The organism is Arthrobacter sp. GW822-FHT05G07, from assembly GCF_058799755.1.
On sequence record NZ_JBXALT010000003.1, the window covers coordinates 292,849 to 311,290 of the forward strand.

Below are 18,442 nucleotides of genomic sequence, written 5' to 3' on the forward strand. Positions count from 1 at the left end.
TTTAGGGGCATTATCTGTTCGAAAACTCGTAGAGAAGGGGAGGGCTCAGTGCCTGTCTTGCCGGACGATGAAGACTTCCTTCATCAGCAGCATGATCGCTGCTGCTGTGGGAATGGCGATCAGTGCGCCAAGGACGCCAAGCAAGCTGCCACCGGCAATCACCGAGATTACGGCCACGGCCCCCGGAACCGCCACAGCGCGCTGCATGATGCGGGGTGAGATGAAGTACGCCTCGAACTGCAGGTAGGCGAAGTAGGCGATCGCGTAGACCACGGCTGTCTGCCAGCCGGCGGTCAGTGCCACCAGGATGACCACGACAGCGGCGATCATGCCGCCTACCAAGGGGATGAACGCCAGCAGGGCAACCACGAACGCAAGCAGGACGCTGAATGGTATGCCCAGGATCGTCATCAGGATGAAGGCAAAAATAGCATTCAGGAGGGCTACGCAGACCTGGCCAATGACGTAATTGCCCACGGAATCGGTGATCGCTTCGGAGAGCGCCTCAACACGCGGACGGCGGGACCGGGGAGCGAGGCGGTAAGCCCATTTTTTCATGGACGGCAGGGCTGCCAGGAAATACAGGCTCAGGACCAGGACGATCAGCGAGCCGAACAGGCCGTTGGCCACAGTGGAACCGAAACCGACCACGCCGCCGAAGATGCCACCCATCGCCTCGGGATCCTTGACGAACTTGTCCAGTTCAGTGGTGATACGGTCACGCACGCCGAATTGGCTGTCTGCGTTGCGGAAGAAGTCTGAGTCGAGGAAGCCGCGGATCCACTCCGGGGCTTGTCGCACGATCTCCGATACCTGTTCAACGATGGTGGGTATCAGTGTTGCGAAGAAGCCTGCCACTGCCAGGACAAGCGCTGAGACGGAAATAAGAATGCCGGCCGGCCGCGGGACTTTGCGGCTTTCAAGCCAGCGAACCACGGGATCAAGTCCGAGGGCGATGAACAGTGCGGCCACGATCCACAAAATGAGCTGGGTGGTGTTGCTGGCAATGTAGAACACGGCCAAGGCAATGCCGACCCCGGCGGTACCCATGAATCCGACATAAACGGGGTGCTGGGATGACATCCGCGGGCCCGGGGCGCCGAAGCCGTGATCGTCTTCGGGCCGGAAAACTTTGGTGCCCTCTTCGGATTCAGTTTCAGGGGGCATCTCGAAGCGCAGCCGGTCCCGTGCTCCGGGGATGGGCCGCAGTAGTCTGCGGCTGATGGCAGCAAGGCGTCCGGTCCGGACCGGGACGGTCGCAGAAGTTCCCTCGGAAGGTCCACTCACCGCACTTGACCCGGGCTCATCGACGGGACGGGGCTCCATGTGGTCTTTCACGCGGTTTAGCTGCCTTTTCAGTGGTGGTACAGGGTGGACATAGGCGTTTGAAGGCCCTTATGTCATGATCATCGCCACACTATCAGGAGCGCGGAATGGCGCTGCATCGGCGCGGTGACGGGCTTTTCGGGATGTCGGGGAGATCACCTCGATCTGACTCTTTGATAACAAAACGGTTACCCTTGAAGTTCAACGACCGCTGATGATAGGTGATCCTGTGCGTTTGAAGACTGCAGCCTTGCTGGTGCTGCTGGGCCTGCTGACGATGCTGGCCGGTATTGGCCAGCTGACTTTTTGGGCCCCCTCCGAGACCGTAACGGCCTCGGTTCCCAGCGATACCAAAGCTGCCCCGCTGACCGTGATCGACCAAAAGTTGATCGCCCTCCACGACGGGCCGGTGAAGATCAAGATCCAGGGTGAAGGCAACTTCATCGTTGCCACGGGACGCCCGGACGACGTCGAAGCCTGGGTTGGCGAGACTGCCCACAACACGTTGACCGGTGTCTCCGCGGACCAGAAGTCACTGGAGGTTTCCTCTGCGGACGGCGAAGCCACTGCGCCTTCCCCTGCTGGATCCGATTTGTGGGTCAGCACCGAGGACGCCAGCGGCGAGCTGGACTACACATGGAACCCTCCCGCTGATGGTGAGTGGTCCCTGCTGGTAGCCGGCGACGGTACCCAGCCTGCGCCGTCGTCGATTTCCATGACGTTCCCGAACAACGCCACCACCCCATGGGCAGTGCCGCTGATTGTTCTGGGCATCGTCATCATCCTGGTGGGAGCGGCCTTGCCGTTCATCGCCAAAGCGCTCAGTAACCGCCGCAACGAAGGCGACGACAACGAGCCGCGCGACGGCGGAGAGACCACCACGCTGCCTGTCCAGTCGCCCAAGGATCAGTCGCACACGATACAGTCCCCAACGGTTCAGTCACCTGCGGGTGACGAAGGCCGTGGTCGTGGTGCCGGCACCGAAGGTCCGACCCTCCGGATCACCGCACTCGCTGCCACGCTGGCAGCTGTCATGGTGGGCGGCACGGCCATCGCCGCCCAAGCCACCACGACGCCTGAGGCCACCTCAACGTCCTCTGCCGCAGCTACTGCCGACGGTGGGACCCCTGTCATGCTGGAATCCCAGCTGCAGAGGATCCTCGAGCAGGTAGCCAGCACGGTGGATGCAGCGGATGCCGCCAAGGACGCAGCAAAACTGGCTCCCCGGGTAGACAAGATGGAACTTCAGATCCGGACGCAGAACTACAAGATCCGGTCCGCGGTCTCCGCCTACGAGCCGCGCATGCCGGTCCGCGCCACTAAGCTTCAGAGCAGCGTTATCAGCACCAAGCGCGACTGGCCCCGTACGGTATTCGCCCTCACGGAGGGCGAAGGAAACGTGGTGCCCCAGGTCCTGACCCTCGTGCAGCTTTCTCCTCGTGAAAACTACAAGCTGTGGGGCAGTGCGCCGCTTCAGCCTGGCACCAACTTCCCTTCCTTCCCGATTCCGCGCAAGGGTACCGAGTCTGTACCGGCGAGTGACAGCACGGGCTTGGCCTACAGCGGTAACGAGGCCTTGGAAATCCTGAGCGAGATGCTGACCAACCCTGAGTCGGCCAACCGAAGCAAGCTGGCCGATGGACAGTCTTCCCCGTACATCGCGGGCGCACTGGCCTATCAGGCGGACACCGTGAAGAACGGAACCAGCGCCAACTTCAAGTTCACGCACACGCCGGTCACCAATCAGACCGTGGTGCTGCGGACAGCCGATGGCGGTGCCCTGGTTGTGGGACGTTTGGACTTCGCCTTCGAAGGTACGCCCAAGGCGGCAGGCGACAAGCTTCTTCTTGAGGATGATTCTGCGGTCTTCGCCGGTGGAAAGGAAACCACGACGGGCATGGTACTGAACTTCGCCGAATCCGTGGCCGTATACATTCCGCCGGCAGGTTCTGCCGATCCCATGAAGCTCGTGGCCGCAACCCGCGGGCTGGTGGGGGCCAGCTTCAAGTAAGGCATATCCATGGCAGGGCAGCGGCTAGAGTGGACGGTATGAGTTCGCCCGGATACCGACCCACTCCAGCCGCTGCCAGCCAGCTCAATCTTCGCGGTGCCGTTGACCTGTCGTCGCTGCGCCGCCCGGCCGCCCCGCCGGTGCCTGCCGCTCCTGTTTCGGGGCAGGGCGAAACGCCTGAGAACGGCACGCCCCCAGCAGGCGAAACCGGCCAAGCTCCACTTCGGGTGGATGCAACCGAATCAAATTTCCAGGATCTGGTGCAGCTGTCTGCGCAGATCCCCGTGCTCTTCCTTCTTTGGTCGCGCTATGCGCCCGAGTCACCCGCCGTCCTCGACGCAGCAGAGCGCGTTGTTGAAGGCTACGGTGGCCGTCTGGTGCTTGCAGCCGCTGATGTGGACGCTTTCCCGCAGCTGGCGCAGGCTTTCCAGGTCCAGGCCGTCCCCACAGCCGTTGCTGTGGTTAAGGGACAGCCCGTTCCGCTTTTCCAAGGGCCCGCTGATGACGAGCAGATCCGAAGCCTTGTGGAGGAACTTCTTAAGGTTGCTGCAGCCAACGGGGTAACAGGCAGCATAGGTGACGCGGCGCCGGGCGAGGACACCGAACCGGCACCACTGCCGCCACTTCACCAGGCCGCCATTGACGCGATCGAAGCCGGAGACTATGCCGCAGCAGCCGCAGCTTACAAGCAGGCGCTCCTCGAGCAGCCGGCAGACACGGACGCCAAGGCCGGCCTTGCCCAGGTGGAGCTGATGGCACGCTTGGAAAAACTCTCTGCACCCGAGGCTGAAAGCCTCCGCGACCTCGCCGCGAAAGAGCCGGACAACGTCCAGGCCCAGTTGGATGTGGCCGACCTGGACATTTCCGGCGGTCACATCGAGGACGCGTTCAACCGCATCATCACGTTCATTGGCAGGAACTTCGGCCCCGAGCGTGAGACTGCCCGCCTGCGCCTTCTTGAGCTTTTTGAGGTTGTGGGCACCCAGGACCAACGGGTGGCAAAGGCCCGTCAGGGGCTCGCGAGGGTTCTCTTCTAGTGACATCCGCGCTGTTCACACCGCTTCAGCTGCGCTCTCTTAGCGTCCCGCACCGTGGTTGGGTATCGCCGATGTGCCAGTACAGTTGCCATCCGGAGACCGGGGAAGGCGTCCCGAACGACTGGCACTTGATGCACTTGGGCTCTTTTGCCGCCGGCGGCGCCGCGTTGATCCTGAGTGAGGCAGCGGCGGTGAACGCGGCAGGCCGGATCAGCCCGCTGGACGCCGGGCTGTACTCAGATGAGCAGGCTGCCGGATGGGAACGGATAGTGGCGTTCGCGCACCGGCATGCCGCCGTCGACTGCAAGATAGGGGCGCAACTCGCCCACGCGGGGCGCAAGGCCTCTACGTATTGGCCGTTTTCGGATCGCTCCGGCTCAGTTCCGGAGTCCGACGGCGGATGGGTCACCGTGGGACCTACCGGCGATCCGTTTGATGGCTATGCTGCGCCGCACGTTATGAGTGAAGAGGATATCCACGGCGTGGTGGCTGACTTCGCTGCCGCTGCCAGTCGCGCCGTGGCAGTGGGCTTTGACACTGTGGAGATCCACGGAGCTCATGGCTACCTGCTGCACCAGTTTCAAAGCCCCCTCATCAACACCCGGACCGATGGCTGGGGCGGAAACGAGGAGGGACGGAACCGGCTGATGCTCACCGTGGTGGATGCGGTCAGGGATGCCATTCCCGACTCCATGCCCCTCCTGCTCCGTATCTCCGCGTCTGATTGGGCGGAGGGCGGCGTGGATCCTGACGCTTCTGTTCGTCTGGCCCGCGCCGCTGCCGAACATGGCGTTGATCTGGTGGACGTTTCCAGCGGCGGCGCAGTAGCGCATCAGCAGATCAGGGCTGTGCCCGGTTATCAGGCAGGTTTCGCCCACCGTGTGAAGAACGACGCCGGTGTTCCCACCGGCGCGGTGGGTTTGCTCACGAGTGTCGCGCAGGCGGAGGACATTGTGGCCAACGGAAGGGCGGATGCCGTTTTCATGGCCAGGGCCGCGTTGCGGGATCCGCACTGGTGGCTCAGGGCAGCCTACGAACTAGGCCATGATATTCCTTGGGTTCCGCAGTATCAGCGGGCCGTCCCCCGCCACGGCTTCTAGGAGCTCCTCAGGTTAGTGTTGGCAAAGGTTAGGCTGTGTTCATGACGGAACCACGCCATGAACCCACGCCCACGTCCGCGCCGCCACAAGCGTCCGCGCCGCCACAAGCGTCCGCTGCGCCACAATCCCCGGCAACGCCGCTGGCTCCCGAAACGCAGCACGTCGACCAGCCGGGGGTTGGCAACCTACTGTTGCCTTCCGAAGGTTCTGCGGAGGGTACGCCGTTGGCTGCACTTTCCATCCGGGGCTTGGCCAAGCGATTCGGCGAGAAGATCGCCGTCGATGGCGTGAGCCTGGAGGTACCTGCGGGTTCGTTCTACGGGATGGTTGGTCCCAATGGTGCCGGCAAGACCACCACGCTGTCCATGGCTACTGGCCTGCTGCGGCCCGATTTTGGCACGGCCCTGGTTCACGGCGTGGACGTCTGGAAGCAGCCCTTGGAGGCTAAGAAGCTCATGGGCGTCCTGCCGGATGGCGTGCGCTTGTTCGACAGGCTGACGGGCGAACAATTAGTCACCTATTCGGGGTTGCTCCGCGGAATGGACCGTGACGTGGTGGGCTCAAGGGTTTCTGAATTGCTGGCTGCCCTTGATCTTGAAGCAGACGCCGGTACGTTGGTTGTTGACTACTCGGCAGGTATGACCAAGAAGATCGCCCTTGCGTCCGCACTTATCCATGCACCCCGGCTCCTCGTCCTGGATGAGCCTTTTGAATCGGTGGATCCTGTTTCGGCTGCCAACATCAGGGGCATTTTGGAGAGTTACGTCTCCTCCGGCGGCACTGTCATTGTGTCCAGCCATGTCATGGACCTTGTGCAGCGCATGTGCAGCCACGTCGCCGTGGTCGCGGGCGGGCGGGTGCTGGCGGCAGGATCCGTGGATGAGGTCCGGAACGGCTCCACCTTGGAAGAACGGTTTGTGCAGTTGGTGGGCGGCGGACACCGGACGGAGGGGCTGGAATGGTTGCGCACCTTCTAAACCTGAAGTGGCGCCTGCTTCTTAACGGATTCAAACGCAGCCCGTGGCAGTTGGTGGGCATGGCCCTCGGCTTGCTGTATGCACTGGGCGTCCTGTCACTCTTGATCGGCGGACTCATTGCGCTGCGCTGGGTTGACGCTGAGATTGCCCATACCGCTGTGGTGCTGGGCGGTGCAGCCACTGTGCTGGGGTGGGCCATAATTCCCCTCGTCGCTTCCGCGGCTGACATGACTTTGGATCCCGCTCGTTTTACGACGTTCGCTATTCCGCCGAGGCAGCTCCTGGCGGGGCTTGCGTTGGCAGGGTTCATTGGCATTCCGGGTATCGCCACCTTGCTCGCCGCCTTGGGCACGGTGGGTACCTGGTGGCGCAGTGTTCCGGCCGTAGCGGGTGCTTTGTTGGGTGCCATCCTGGGGGCCCTTACGTGCGTGGTGTTGTCCAAGGTGGTTACGACGGCGACGGCCGGCCTTGCCTCTTCGCGACGCTTCAAAGACGTCAGCAGCATCATCGTCTTCATTCCGCTGATGCTGTTGGGGCCCATCATGGTGGGAATCGTGGACGGGGTTCGCGGCAGCGCCGACTACCTGCCCGTGTTGGCCCGCACTGTGTCCTGGACGCCGCTAGGTGCGGCGTGGTCTCTGGGTGGCGACCTTGAGTCCGGCAACGTGGGCGCCGCGGCGCTCAAGTTTCTGATCTCGGCGGCAACCATCGCCGGCCTCCTCCTGTGCTGGCATCTTCTGCTGCAGCGAGCCCTGGTGACCCCTCCGTACTCCGGAGGCTCGGCAAGGAAGGGCGGAAAACTCGGATTGTTCGGCGTACTCCCCGGGACGCCTGCGGGCGCAGTTGCTGCCCGGTCCTTAATCTATTGGATGAAGGATCCGAGGTACGCGGCATCCCTGGTGATTGTTCCGTTGTTCCCCGTTCTCTTTTTCTTCAGCGGATCACAGAGTGGCAGCTATGGTCTGCTGATGCTTTTGGGGCCGTTGACCGCGTTCATGATGGCGTGGTCCATTTGCGCCGACGTCTCGTATGACAACACGGCTTTTGCCCTTCACCTCGCGGCGGGAGTCCGGGGCATTGACGATCGCCTGGGACGGGCTTTGGCATGCTTGGCGATCTCACTTCCAGTGGTGCTGGTGTTCACCATAGGGCCACTCTTCGTCACTGGTGATTGGCAATGGCTGCCCAACCTTTTGGGCTTGTCGCTGGGAACGCTCTTCACCGGGTTGGGACTCTCATCCGTGATATCGGCCCGCTACAACATCGCCGTGCCGTTGCCGGGGGACAGTCCTTTCAAGAAGCCTCCGGGAAATGTCGCCCAGACGCTGGCAGTCCAGGCCGTTGGCATGGGCCTCTTGGCGCTCCTGCTCGTTCCGGAGCTTGCACTGGTGGCTGTCCAAGCGTTCAGCGGCGGCCCCGAGGCCGGATGGATCAACCTGGCCGTCGGTCCTTTACTGGGCGTCATCTTGTTCGTGGTTGGTGTGCGCCTCGGTGGAAAATGGTTGGACGCGCGGGGTCCGGAAATGTTCGCCCAACTCAGCGTGAACCGCTAGCCCCGTAATAACCGTGCCCTAAGGTGGGACATGGGATAACCTCATTGTGAATTAGCTCGAAGACCATAACTACGAAAGGCCGTGACGATGGAAGTTGTCATTCTCCCTGGCACCAAGCAAATCGGTGCGCTGGCAGCCGACGCCATCGAGGCACTGGTGCGCCGTAAGCCCAACGCGGTCCTGGGCTTGGCCACGGGCTCGTCTCCGCTGCCTATCTACGACGAACTGGCAAGCCGCTACGAAGCCGGGGGATTGGACTTCAGTCAAGCACACGGTTTCGCTTTGGATGAGTATGTCGGGCTCGAAGCAGGACATCCCGAGTCTTACCGCGAGGTGATTCGGCGCGAGTTCACCAATCGGGTCAATATCAAGCCGGAGAATGTCCACGGACCGGATGGTGCGGCCGCGGACCTTGAGGCAGCGTGCCAAAGCTATGAAGATGCCATCAAGGCCGTGGGCGGAGTGGATCTCCAGATTCTGGGCGTCGGCACGGACGGGCATATCGGTTTTAATGAGCCCGGATCTTCCCTGGCCTCCCGTACACGTATCAAAACGCTGATCGAGCAGACCCGCAAGGACAACGCCCGGTTCTTCGACAGCATTGACGACGTTCCCCATCACGTAGTCACACAGGGCCTCGGGACCATCATGGATGCCCGGCATGTGGTGTTGGTCGCAACAGGTGCCCAGAAAGCCCAGGCGGTTCGCGATTTCGTGGAGGGCCCGGTAGCTGCCATTTGCGCGGCGTCCATCCTTCAGATGCACCCGCACGCCACGATTCTGGTGGACGAGGCGGCCGCGTCGTCGCTGAAATTGGCCGACTATTATCGGCACACCTATGACAACAAGCCGGAGTGGCAGGGACTGTAGACGGTAAGATGTTTGGCATGACTACGCTTCCTCCGGATCCATTCGAAAACGACCCCATGCGCGAGCTTTCCGGAGCCGGAACGTCCACTTCCACTATTGAGCGTGAGGAAACGCGTCAGGAAGTGGAACCCGGCGACCGCGAGCGGTTTTCGCACTACGTCCGCAAGGAAAAGATCATGGAGTCGGCCCTGACCGGCGAGCCCGTCATTGCCCTGTGCGGCAAAGTCTGGACGCCGGGGCGCGATCCCCAGAAGTTCCCGGTCTGCCCGGAGTGCAAGGAGATTTACGAAGGCCTCCGCCCCGGTAACGACGGTGGAAAAAACGGCGGCCCGGGCAACTCCAAGTAGTGGGTGGGAAGAGAACACCGGCCCACACTGATCATCACCGTCTTTCGGTCCGCTTTGGCGTGCCCGGAAAGCCGGCGATCGTGGTCGCTGCCATCAGGCCGGGGGAGTCAGCATGACAGAAACACTTTTTGGCGGACCATCGCTGCCTCCGGCGTACCCGGAGCGTGCTGCCTGGGGTACGGCGCCCAAGCTCCGTGCGTGGCAGCAGGAGGCGCTTGACCTCTACATGACCCGCAATCCAAAGGACTTCCTCGCTGTGGCAACGCCCGGCGCTGGTAAGACCACTTTCGCGCTGCGCATCGCCACCACCCTGCTGGACAGCGGGGTGGTCAACCGCATCACCATTGTGGCGCCCACTGACCACTTGAAGCGGCAGTGGGCGGACGCCGCAGCAAAAGTGGGCGTCGCCATTGATCCAAACTTCAAGAACTCAGACGGCCAACACGGCCGCGGGTTCGTGGGTGTCGCGGTCACATATGCGCAGGTGGCGAGCAAGCCCATGCTGCACCGCGCGAAGACTGAAGCTGCCCGCACCTTGGTGATCCTCGACGAAATCCACCACGGCGGCGAGGCTCTCTCGTGGGGTGACGGCCTGCGCGAGGCCTTTGATCCTGCTGCGCGGCGCTTGTCCTTGACAGGTACACCCTTCCGTTCGGACACGTCGCCGATTCCTTTCGTTGAGTACGCCGAGGACCGCGACGGTATTCGCCGTTCCAAGGCCGACTACACCTACGGTTATGGCAACGCCCTGCGGGACCATGTGGTGCGTCCTGTGCTGTTCATGGCCTATTCCGGCCAGATGCGCTGGCGGACAAGTGCCGGAGATGAAATGGCGGCGTCGCTGGGCGAGGCTGCCGTCACGAAGGACATCACCTCACAGGCTTGGCGAACTGCTTTGAACCCCACCGGCGAGTGGATCCCAGCCGTGCTTGCAGCTGCGGACAAACGGCTCGGCGAGGTTCGGCGGACGGTTCCGGACGCCGGTGGCCTGGTGATTGCCACGGATCACGATGACGCCCGCGCCTATGCCGGTCAGCTGAAGAAGATTACGGGCCAGTCGCCCACTGTGATTCTTTCCGATGATTCCAAGGCTTCGAGCAAGATCGAGGAATTCTCCGCTGGGGACCAGCGCTGGATGGTGGCTGTCCGCATGGTGTCCGAAGGCGTGGACGTTCCACGTCTCTCCGTGGGCGTGTATGCCACCTCAACGTCAACGCCGCTGTTCTTTGCCCAGGCCGTGGGGCGCTTTGTGCGTGCCCGCAAGAGGGGCGAGACGGCGTCGGTCTTCCTGCCCTCCGTACCTCCGCTGATGGTGCTCGCCAACACCATGGAGGCCGAACGCGATCACGCGTTGGACCGCCCCGAAAAAGACGAGGACGGCCTTTTCAACCCGGAAGAAAACCTCATGGCGGAGGCCAACCGCGAGGACAAGGCCTCGGACGAGCTCACCAAGGGCAAGTTCGAAGCCTTGGATTCCCAGGCCTCTTTTGACCGGGTCCTTTTTGACGGCGGGGAGTTCGGCACAGGTGCGGATATCGGTTCGGATGAAGAGTTGGACTTCCTGGGAATTCCGGGGCTTCTTGACGCCGAGCAAGTAGGTACGCTCTTGCGTCAGCGCCAGCACGAACAGCAGTCACGGAAGAAGCGCCAGTCGCCCTTGGCAGCTGCGGCTTCGCCCGCGGTTCCCGACCACCGCATGCTGATGGACCTGCGCAACGAGCTGGCCAAGAACGTGGCGGCCTGGTCCGCCCGCACCGGCACGCCGCATGGAGTGGTTCATACCAAGCTGCGTGAAGTGTGCGGCGGTCCCGCTGTTGCCCAAGCGAACGAGGAACAGTTGCAGGCCCGCCTGCGCAAGCTCCAGGATTGGTTCATCGGCAGGAAGTAGCTGGTTCGAATTTCAGCAGTAAACACGGGAGGGGGCCGCGGTTGCGGCCCCCTCCCGTGTTTCCAGCCGTTTCAGCTTCAGTCGCGTTCAACCTCGACGCCGGCGGCTTCCATTTCGTCGTAGGCGTCGGTGAGGTCTTCGGCGATTCCGGCCGTGAGTTCAGCGATGACCGTGGTGGTGTAACCGGCCTGCACAGCATCCAGTGCCGTGGCCTTGACGCAGTAGTCCGTTGCGAGCCCCACTACCACCACTTCCTCGACGTCGTGGCTTTGCAGCCAGTCGTCAAGCCCGATCGCGTCTTCATCGAGGACCTCAGTTACGGTGGTGCCTGCTTTGAGGTCACCGGTGGGGACATCGTCCTCAGGAGCCAGGACGCCCTCGAATCCGGAGTAGGCAGCGGTGAACTGCCCTTTGCGGAAGTAGGCCTGGATGTACTCGGGATCAAGGTCTTCGTGGAGTTCGGCACCTTTGCTCCTGGCCCTGCAGTGCGGAGGCCAGGAATCAACCATGTCCGGGTCATCCGAAAAGTGCTCGCCGGGCTCGATGTGCCAGTCCTGGGTGGCAACGATGTGATCGAAGTGTTGCTGGTTGGCATCTACATACTCCGTGATGGCACCGGCTACCGCGGCTCCCCCTTCGACGGCGAGCGTTCCGCCTTCGCAGAAGTCATTTTGTACATCGACGATGATCAGGGCCCTGGACATCAGTTCTCCTCGTAGATGGTGGGGATGGCAGCTTCGCCACGCTGCAAGCGGTTCACGACGGCGGGCAGCTCTGCCATGGTGGCTGCGTGCCGTTCACGGGCACGGATGACGCCTTCCGGTCCGGTCCATCCGGGCAGCACCTCGCCGTTCTTGACGAATTGGTGGAGCAGGACGCGGTCATTGCCGTCATCTTCCGGGCGGTGACCGATGCCAACGATCTCCTGGGTGGCCCGGCCGCGTTCGTTGAGCTTGCGGAGGGCGTATTTGCGTCCACCAACACTCGCCTTGTTCTTGGCTGCCTTGGCAACTGAAATGAACTCGCCGGCGTCGTTGGTGCGGCTGACCAGCTTGTAGACCATGCTCGCGGTGGGTGCCCCGGATCCGGTGACCAGGGACGTACCAACACCGTAGGAGTCAACCGGCGCCGACTGGAGCGCTGCGATGGCGAATTCGTCGAGGTCCGAGGTGACCACGATGCGGGTGTTGACGTTGCCGAGGTCATCCAGCATTTGCCGTACCCACTGCGCCTGCGCAATGAGGTCGCCCGAATCCAGCCGGACTGCGCCGAGTTTGTCACCGGCCAGTTCGACGGCGGTACGCACCGCCGTCTCGACGTCGTAGGTATCCACCAGCAGCGAGGTGCCTGGACCGAACGCTGCGATCTGTGCCTCGAAGGCCTCCCGTTCGGTGTCGTGCAGGAGGGTGAAGGAGTGTGCGGCTGTGCCGACGGTTTTGATGCCGTAGCGCCGGCCGGCTTCCAGGTTGGAGGTGCTGGCGAAGCCGGCAATCACGGCGGCGCGGGCCGCCGCCGTCGCTGATTCTTCCTGGGTGCGCCGGGAGCCCATTTCGATGCACGGGCGTGTGCCGGCCGCTGAGGTCATCCTTGAGGCCGCGGAAGCAATGGCGCTGTCGTGGTTGAGGACTGACAGGATGAACGTTTCCAGGATGCAGGCCTCGGCGAACGTTGATTCGACGATGAGGATGGGGGAGTTGGGGAAATAGGCGTCACCCTCGGCGTAACCCCAGATGTCGCCGCTGAATTTGTAGTCGGCCAAGTAGTCCAGGGTTTCCTGGTTGACCACTTTGTTTAGCTCAAGGAACGCGAGCTCGGCGTCGCCGAAACGGAAGTCTGCGATGCCCTCCAAGAGGCGGCCTGTGCCGCCCACTACGCCATAGCGGCGGCCGTCCGGCAGCCGCCGGGCGAATGCTTCGAACACCGAGCGGCGGTGCGCGGCGCCCGAATGCAAGGCTGCCTGAAGCATGGTCAGTTCGTAGTGGTCTGTGTACAAGGAAGTTGCGGGGTGGTCCCACGACGAGGCTCTACTCACGAATTCACTCTAATGCGAGCCGCCATAGAATGGACAGATGAGCCCTAGCGTTGCGTATGGCACGGACATTGATGAGAGGACGAAAGCTGCAGAGCAGTCGTCCACCGATGTCCTGACAGCCCCTGATATCCCGTGGAACCTTGTGATCTGGAATGATCCCGTGAACCTGATGAGCTATGTGAGCTATGTGTTCCAGAGTTACTTCGGCTACTCCGAGTCCAAAGCCCACAAGCTCATGATGGAGGTCCATAAGAAGGGCCGGTCCATTGTGGCCCATGGCAGCAAGGAACAAGTGGAGCAGCACGCGGTGGCCATGCACGGTTTCGGTCTGTGGGCCACTGTGGAGAAGGCCGCGAGCGGCAACGAAACACCCGGAAAGGGCGGCCGCCAGCGTGGCTAAGGCATTCAAATACGGACTCAAAGGCATCAGCGGATACCTGGAGCCCGCGGAGCGTGACCTCCTGCGCGGGTTGCTGGACGACGTCATTTCCATGTTGGAATCGGACGTTCGGGAGAACGAAGACCCGCTGGCGGCGCTGATCGGCCTGGACATGGACGTCAAGAAGCCCAACGACCGCGCCCTGCTGCGCCTGTTGCCGAACGTCATGAAGGACGACGACGAGGGCTCGCTGGAGTTCCGCCAGCTCACCGAACGCTCTGTTCGGGAGAGCAAAATTGGTGCCTTGAGGGCTGCAGCTTTGGGCCTGGACAAAAACGAGCTTGTTCTGACGCCGGAGGATGCCAAGCGGTGGTCGATGGCGCTGAACGACGTCCGGCTTGTCCTGGCCGAACGCCTGGACATCCGCGATGAAGCGGATGCAGAGCACATCCACAGCATGCAGGACTGGAGCCAGGCGGAGGATGTGGAGAGTTACTTGGCCCTCGTCTACAACTTCACGACGTGGCTCCAGGAGTCCTTGGTGCAGGCAATGATGGCCGCAAGGCAGGCGAAATCCTGATCCGGATGGCGGGTTGCTGCTTCAGCTCTGTGACAAATCAGACACGAGGCGGAGAACACAGTTAATGGCCGGACACCACGGGAAGCCTTATTCTCGAATAATTATGACTTCAGCATCGGGTTCACCAAGCGGCGCGTTGGGCAGCAGCACCCCCACCAGCAACGGGGAACTCATAGGGGCACGTCCGATCGGCATTTTTGATTCAGGCGTGGGCGGGTTGACGGTGGCACGTTCCATCATCGATCAACTCCCCAACGAATCGATTCTTTACGTCGGCGACACCGCTAATGGCCCCTATGGTCCACTGCCCATAGCCGAAGTCCGTGCCAACGCGCTGGGCGTCATGGACGAACTGGTGGATTCAGGCGTGAAGTTGCTGACCATTGCCTGCAATTCGGCATCCGCCGCTGTGCTCCGTGATGCGAGGGAACGCTACACGGCCCGTTATGGCATCCCGGTCATCGAGGTTATCCAGCCGGCAGTCCGGCGTGCAGTCTCTGCTACCCGCTCCGGCAAGATCGGCGTGATCGGAACCTCGGCCACTGTGGGGTCCAGAGCTTATGAGGATACGTTTGCCGCCGCGCCGGACCTCACCATCACTTCCGTGGCTTGCCCGGCGTTCGTGAACTTCGTGGAGGCGGGAATCACCACCGGTCCCGACCTCCTGGCTGCTGCCAATGAATACCTGGAGCCACTCAAGTCCGCCGGCGTGGACACTGTTGTCCTGGGCTGCACCCACTACCCGCTGCTGACAGGCGTGATTTCTTTCGTCATGGGCGAGGACGTCACCCTGGTTTCCAGCGCTGAGGAGACGGCCAAGGATGTCTACCGTGCTTTGGCCAACCACGGCATCCAGCGGACGGAGGCACAGGCGCCGAGCCACGAATTCGTAGCCACGGGTGATGCCACGCAGTTCGAGACCCTGGCCCGCCGCTTCCTGGGGCCGGAAGTCCTCTCCGTGAAGCACGTGGATCACGTCGCGGCCCAGTACCCCACAGGCAGCCTGGCCCGCATCACTCCGGAGATGCTGGAAGCCGCACGTTCGGGAGCAGGGCTGTCCCGCCGCTCGTACTTCGTCCAGCCGGAGGACACCCTCACCGGCGACGCTCGCACCACCATGGGACGTGGCCTGTGAAACTGACCATCGTAGGTTGCACGGGCTCGTTCCCCGGTCCTGGTTCGCCGGCGTCGTGCTATCTGGTGACAGCGCACGACGGTGAGCGCGAGTGGAAGATCGTGATGGACCTGGGCAGCGGAGCTTTGGGCGCCATCCAGCGCTATACGGATCTGGAAGACATCGATGCGATCTTCCTCACGCACTTGCACCCTGATCACTGCATGGACCTCTGCGGCCTCCACGTCGCGGTTCGTTGGAAGCCGGGCGGCTGGGGCCGGGATCGCCTGCCAGTGTGGGGTCCTGCGGCTACTGCGGACAGAATGGCCACCGCCTACGGGCTGGACCTCGACCCCGGCATGCACGAGGAATTCGACTTCACCAACTGGACCGAGCTCAAGCCGGTCACGGTGGGTCCCTTCACTGTGACCCCTTTCGCGGTCAACCACCCCGTCGAGGAGGCTTACGCCTTGCGCGTTACTGCCACGGAACCGGGCAAGGACGGCGTTCCCGTTACCAGGATCCTGACGTACTCCGGGGACACGGATTCCTGCCAGGGGCTCGAGGACGCCGCGAGGGGCTCGGACTTGTTCCTGTGCGAGGCGGCATTCGAGGAAGGCAGGGATGACGGCATCAAGGACGTCCACCTTACGGGCAAGCGTGCAGGTGAGGCTGCCATGAATGCCGGTGCCAAACGCCTCCTCCTGACACACATCCCGGTGTGGACCTCCCAGACCAAGGTGTTGTCCGAGGCCAAGCCGGTCTTCACCGGTGACGTTGCAGTCGCCGTCGCCGGAGTCCACTACACGATCTAGCCTCGCACCTTACCCGGCGTCGGGGTGGTGCCTTCAGCTTGGCTAAGCTTGAACCATGACTTCTGAAGCTACAGCCACTCCCGTCATCCGCGCCGATGGCCGGACCCCCGATCAACTGCGACCCATCAGCATCACCCGCGGCTGGTCGAAGCAGGCCGAGGGCTCGGCACTGATCGAATTCGGCAACACCCGGGTTCTGTGCACCGCTTCCCTGACCGAGGGTGTGCCCCGCTGGCTCAAGGGCGAAGGCCGCGGATGGGTCACGGCCGAGTACGCCATGCTTCCCCGTGCCACGAACACCCGTTCCGACCGCGAGTCGGTCAAGGGCAAGATCGGTGGGCGCACGCATGAGATCTCGCGCCTCATTGGCCGCTCGCTGCGCTCCATCATCGACACCAAGGCACTGGGCGAAAACACGATCGTTCTGGACTGCGACGTCCTGCAGGCCGACGGCGGCACGCGCACCGCCGCGATCACCGGCGCTTACGTGGCGCTGGCGGAAGCTATCCGCTTTGCACGTGAGAACAAGCTCATTGCACGCAACGCGGAGCCCCTGGTGGATACCATTGCAGCGGTCTCCGTGGGCATCATTGACGGCGTCCCGATGCTGGATCTTCCGTATGTGGAGGACGTTCGTGCGGAGACGGACATGAACGTTGTGGTGACCGGTTCGGGCAAGTTCGTGGAAGTTCAGGGCACCGCAGAAGGCGCTCCGTTCGATCGCGACGAGCTCAACGCCCTCTTGGACCTCGCACTCCTCGGCACCACGCAGCTGTCCGCCATCCAGCGTGAGACGCTGGCCGAAGCACCGTGAGCAGCGCACAGGCCTCTGAGGCTCCACGCCTCGTCCTGGCAACACACAACAAGGGCAAGCTGAAGGAACTCCGGGACCTGCTGCGGGGCCAGGTGCCAGGGCTCGACGTCGATACCCAGGTGGTGGACGCCGCTGCGGCAGGTGCCCCGGATGTTGCCGAAACCGGTGTCACCTTTGCTGAGAACTCCCTCCTCAAGGCCAGGGCGGTGGCGGAGGCGACCGGCCTGGTGGCCATCGCCGACGACTCGGGATTGGCCGTTGATGTCCTGGGCGGGGCTCCGGGTATCTTCTCGGCACGCTGGTCCGGCACGCATGGTGATGACATCGGCAATCTGAACCTGTTGCTGGCACAGCTCTCCGATGTTCCGGACGCTTTCCGCGGAGCTGCGTTCGTATGCGCTGCTGCCTTGGCGGTCCCGGGTCCCGACGGCATTGCCCACGAGACCGTGGAGTATGGCCAGTTGGAAGGGACGTTGCTGCGTGAACCCCGCGGCGAGGGTGGTTTCGGCTACGACCCCGTGCTGCAACCCGCCGGAATGGATCGGAGCTGTGCCGAGCTTAGCCCCGCAGAAAAGAACGCCATCAGCCACCGCGGACAGGCGTTCCGTGCTTTGTTGCCCGCCATCGTATCGGCGTTGTCCGGGCCAGACGCCACGTAGCTTGCTCCTGTACGTGAAAAGGCACCCCGCTGCTGCGGGGTGCCTTTCGCGTTTCAGGGGTTCCAGGAGCCTTAGTGCTCGCCGTGCTTGCCGCCCTCGTGTTCCTCGATGAATTCCTCCACGGGGTCCGTGCCTTCGGCAGCGGCCCTGCGCTTTGCCATGAATCCACGGCCGATCTCAATGAAGATGGGGATGACCGAGATCAGAACGATGACGATGAAGATAATGTCGATGTTGTTTCCAACCCACTCGAACTGGCCAAGCCATGCGCCGAGCAGGGTAACACCGCCGCCCCAAAGGACGGCGCCGATGACGTTGAAGAGGAAGAACTTGCGCTTGTCCATCTGAGCCACGCCCACGATCACCGGCACGAAGGTGCGGATGATGGGAACGAACCGTGCCAGTATCAAGGCTTTGCCGCCGTGCTTTTCGAAGAACGCATGGGCGCTCTCCACGTTCTCCTTTTTGAAAAGCCTGGAGTCGGGCTTGTTGAAGATGGCCGGGCCGGCCTTGGATCCTATGAGATAACCGGTCTGGTTGCCGATGATGGCAGCCACGATGATCATGGCGCACATGGCCCAGAGGTTGAACTCGATAGCCCCGGTGGAGACCAGGAGCCCCGCCGTGAACAGCATCGAGTCACCGGGCAGGAAGAACCCCACAAGGAGGCCTGTTTCTGCGAACACAATGGCGCAGACCAGAAGGACCACCCACGGTCCCAAAGGTGAATCGCGGAGGAAGACGTCGGGGTTCAGCCAGTCCGGCAGGAACGAAGCCATAGGCGGCTGTACCGGGCCCGCGCCCCCGAAAGTGGATACGGCAAGGTCGCTTATCGCAGTAAAGATCACCCATCAAGCCTACTTGACGGCCGTCGTCGTATTTTTCCGGTGAGCCTCTTGACTCTTGGTTCACCGGTTGTATGGTTAGTTACATGAGTAAT

At 62.5% G+C, this 18,442-nt stretch carries 18 protein-coding genes; 14 read left to right on the forward strand and 4 right to left on the reverse strand.

Annotated elements, in window-relative coordinates; translation table 11 throughout:
• Positions 1-45: 45 nt before the first annotated feature.
• Positions 46-1,338 (reverse strand): AI-2E family transporter, encoded by a 1,293-nt coding sequence (locus tag AC1RJY_RS06490; RefSeq protein WP_011775248.1) that lies wholly within the window; start codon positions 1,336-1,338, stop codon positions 46-48.
• A 202-nt stretch (positions 1,339-1,540) separates the two neighbouring features.
• Between AC1RJY_RS06490 and AC1RJY_RS06495 the strand changes: the two genes are divergently transcribed.
• The 8 genes from AC1RJY_RS06495 to AC1RJY_RS06530 all read left to right on the forward strand — a co-directional run bounded on the left by AC1RJY_RS06495 (position 1,541) and on the right by AC1RJY_RS06530 (position 11,109).
• Complete coding sequence (locus AC1RJY_RS06495) at positions 1,541-3,337, forward strand: DUF8094 domain-containing protein (protein WP_498601870.1); 1,797 nt, start codon at positions 1,541-1,543, stop codon at positions 3,335-3,337.
• A gap of 38 nt (positions 3,338-3,375) precedes the next feature.
• Positions 3,376-4,374, forward strand: coding sequence for a tetratricopeptide repeat protein (locus AC1RJY_RS06500; RefSeq protein WP_043806169.1), 999 nt, complete (start codon positions 3,376-3,378; stop codon positions 4,372-4,374).
• Positions 4,374-5,474 carry an NADH:flavin oxidoreductase/NADH oxidase gene (locus tag AC1RJY_RS06505; protein ID WP_498601872.1) on the forward strand — a complete coding sequence of 367 codons (1,101 nt, stop codon included), beginning with the start codon at positions 4,374-4,376 and terminating at the stop codon, positions 5,472-5,474. The genes AC1RJY_RS06500 and AC1RJY_RS06505 overlap by 1 nt, the downstream gene beginning before the upstream one ends.
• 35 nt (positions 5,475-5,509) lie before the next feature.
• The gene (locus AC1RJY_RS06510; RefSeq protein ID WP_498601874.1) at positions 5,510-6,451 is read left to right on the forward strand and encodes an ABC transporter ATP-binding protein; all 942 of its coding nucleotides are present in this window, start codon (positions 5,510-5,512) and stop codon (positions 6,449-6,451) included.
• Complete coding sequence (locus tag AC1RJY_RS06515; RefSeq protein WP_014922161.1) at positions 6,433-8,004, forward strand: hypothetical protein; 1,572 nt, start codon at positions 6,433-6,435, stop codon at positions 8,002-8,004. The genes AC1RJY_RS06510 and AC1RJY_RS06515 overlap by 19 nt, the downstream gene beginning before the upstream one ends.
• 87 nt (positions 8,005-8,091) lie before the next feature.
• Positions 8,092-8,874 (forward strand): glucosamine-6-phosphate deaminase, encoded by a 783-nt coding sequence (gene nagB / locus AC1RJY_RS06520; protein ID WP_014922160.1) that lies wholly within the window; start codon positions 8,092-8,094, stop codon positions 8,872-8,874.
• A gap of 8 nt (positions 8,875-8,882) precedes the next feature.
• The gene (locus tag AC1RJY_RS06525) at positions 8,883-9,221 is read left to right on the forward strand and encodes a DUF3039 domain-containing protein (protein WP_014922159.1); all 339 of its coding nucleotides are present in this window, start codon (positions 8,883-8,885) and stop codon (positions 9,219-9,221) included.
• Between the two features lie 112 nt (positions 9,222-9,333).
• On the forward strand, positions 9,334-11,109 hold the full coding sequence (locus AC1RJY_RS06530) for a DEAD/DEAH box helicase (protein ID WP_011775240.1): 1,776 nt from the start codon (positions 9,334-9,336) through the stop codon (positions 11,107-11,109).
• Positions 11,110-11,186: 77 nt separating this feature from the next.
• Here the strand turns inward: AC1RJY_RS06530 and AC1RJY_RS06535 are convergent, their stop codons facing one another.
• Both AC1RJY_RS06535 and AC1RJY_RS06540 read right to left on the reverse strand, forming a co-directional pair.
• Positions 11,187-11,813, reverse strand: a complete 627-nt coding sequence (locus AC1RJY_RS06535; RefSeq protein ID WP_498601877.1) for an isochorismatase family protein — start codon at positions 11,811-11,813, stop codon at positions 11,187-11,189.
• The gene (locus AC1RJY_RS06540; RefSeq protein WP_011775238.1) at positions 11,813-13,141 is read right to left on the reverse strand and encodes a nicotinate phosphoribosyltransferase; all 1,329 of its coding nucleotides are present in this window, start codon (positions 13,139-13,141) and stop codon (positions 11,813-11,815) included. Before AC1RJY_RS06540 ends, AC1RJY_RS06535 begins: the two co-directional genes overlap by 1 nt.
• Before the next feature lie 37 nt (positions 13,142-13,178).
• Between AC1RJY_RS06540 and clpS the strand changes: the two genes are divergently transcribed.
• The 6 genes from clpS (at position 13,179) to rdgB (ending at position 17,502) form a co-directional block, all read left to right on the forward strand.
• On the forward strand, positions 13,179-13,541 hold the full coding sequence (clpS, locus tag AC1RJY_RS06545; RefSeq protein ID WP_011775237.1) for an ATP-dependent Clp protease adapter ClpS: 363 nt from the start codon (positions 13,179-13,181) through the stop codon (positions 13,539-13,541).
• Positions 13,534-14,100 (forward strand): DUF2017 domain-containing protein, encoded by a 567-nt coding sequence (locus tag AC1RJY_RS06550; RefSeq protein ID WP_011775236.1) that lies wholly within the window; start codon positions 13,534-13,536, stop codon positions 14,098-14,100. Before clpS ends, AC1RJY_RS06550 begins: the two co-directional genes overlap by 8 nt.
• A 64-nt stretch (positions 14,101-14,164) precedes the next feature.
• A complete protein-coding gene (gene murI / locus AC1RJY_RS06555) occupies positions 14,165-15,235 on the forward strand; it encodes a glutamate racemase (protein ID WP_498601878.1) in 1,071 nt (356 codons plus the stop codon).
• A complete protein-coding gene (locus AC1RJY_RS06560; protein WP_011775234.1) occupies positions 15,232-16,029 on the forward strand; it encodes an MBL fold metallo-hydrolase in 798 nt (265 codons plus the stop codon). Before murI ends, AC1RJY_RS06560 begins: the two co-directional genes overlap by 4 nt.
• Before the next feature lie 55 nt (positions 16,030-16,084).
• Complete coding sequence (gene rph, locus AC1RJY_RS06565; protein ID WP_011775233.1) at positions 16,085-16,843, forward strand: ribonuclease PH; 759 nt, start codon at positions 16,085-16,087, stop codon at positions 16,841-16,843.
• The gene (gene rdgB, locus AC1RJY_RS06570) at positions 16,840-17,502 is read left to right on the forward strand and encodes an RdgB/HAM1 family non-canonical purine NTP pyrophosphatase (protein WP_498601881.1); all 663 of its coding nucleotides are present in this window, start codon (positions 16,840-16,842) and stop codon (positions 17,500-17,502) included. Before rph ends, rdgB begins: the two co-directional genes overlap by 4 nt.
• 71 nt (positions 17,503-17,573) lie before the next feature.
• On the opposite strand, the gene AC1RJY_RS06575 is transcribed toward rdgB, so the two are convergent.
• Positions 17,574-18,335, reverse strand: coding sequence for a DedA family protein (locus AC1RJY_RS06575; protein WP_187329962.1), 762 nt, complete (start codon positions 18,333-18,335; stop codon positions 17,574-17,576).
• Positions 18,336-18,442 lie beyond the last annotated feature (107 nt).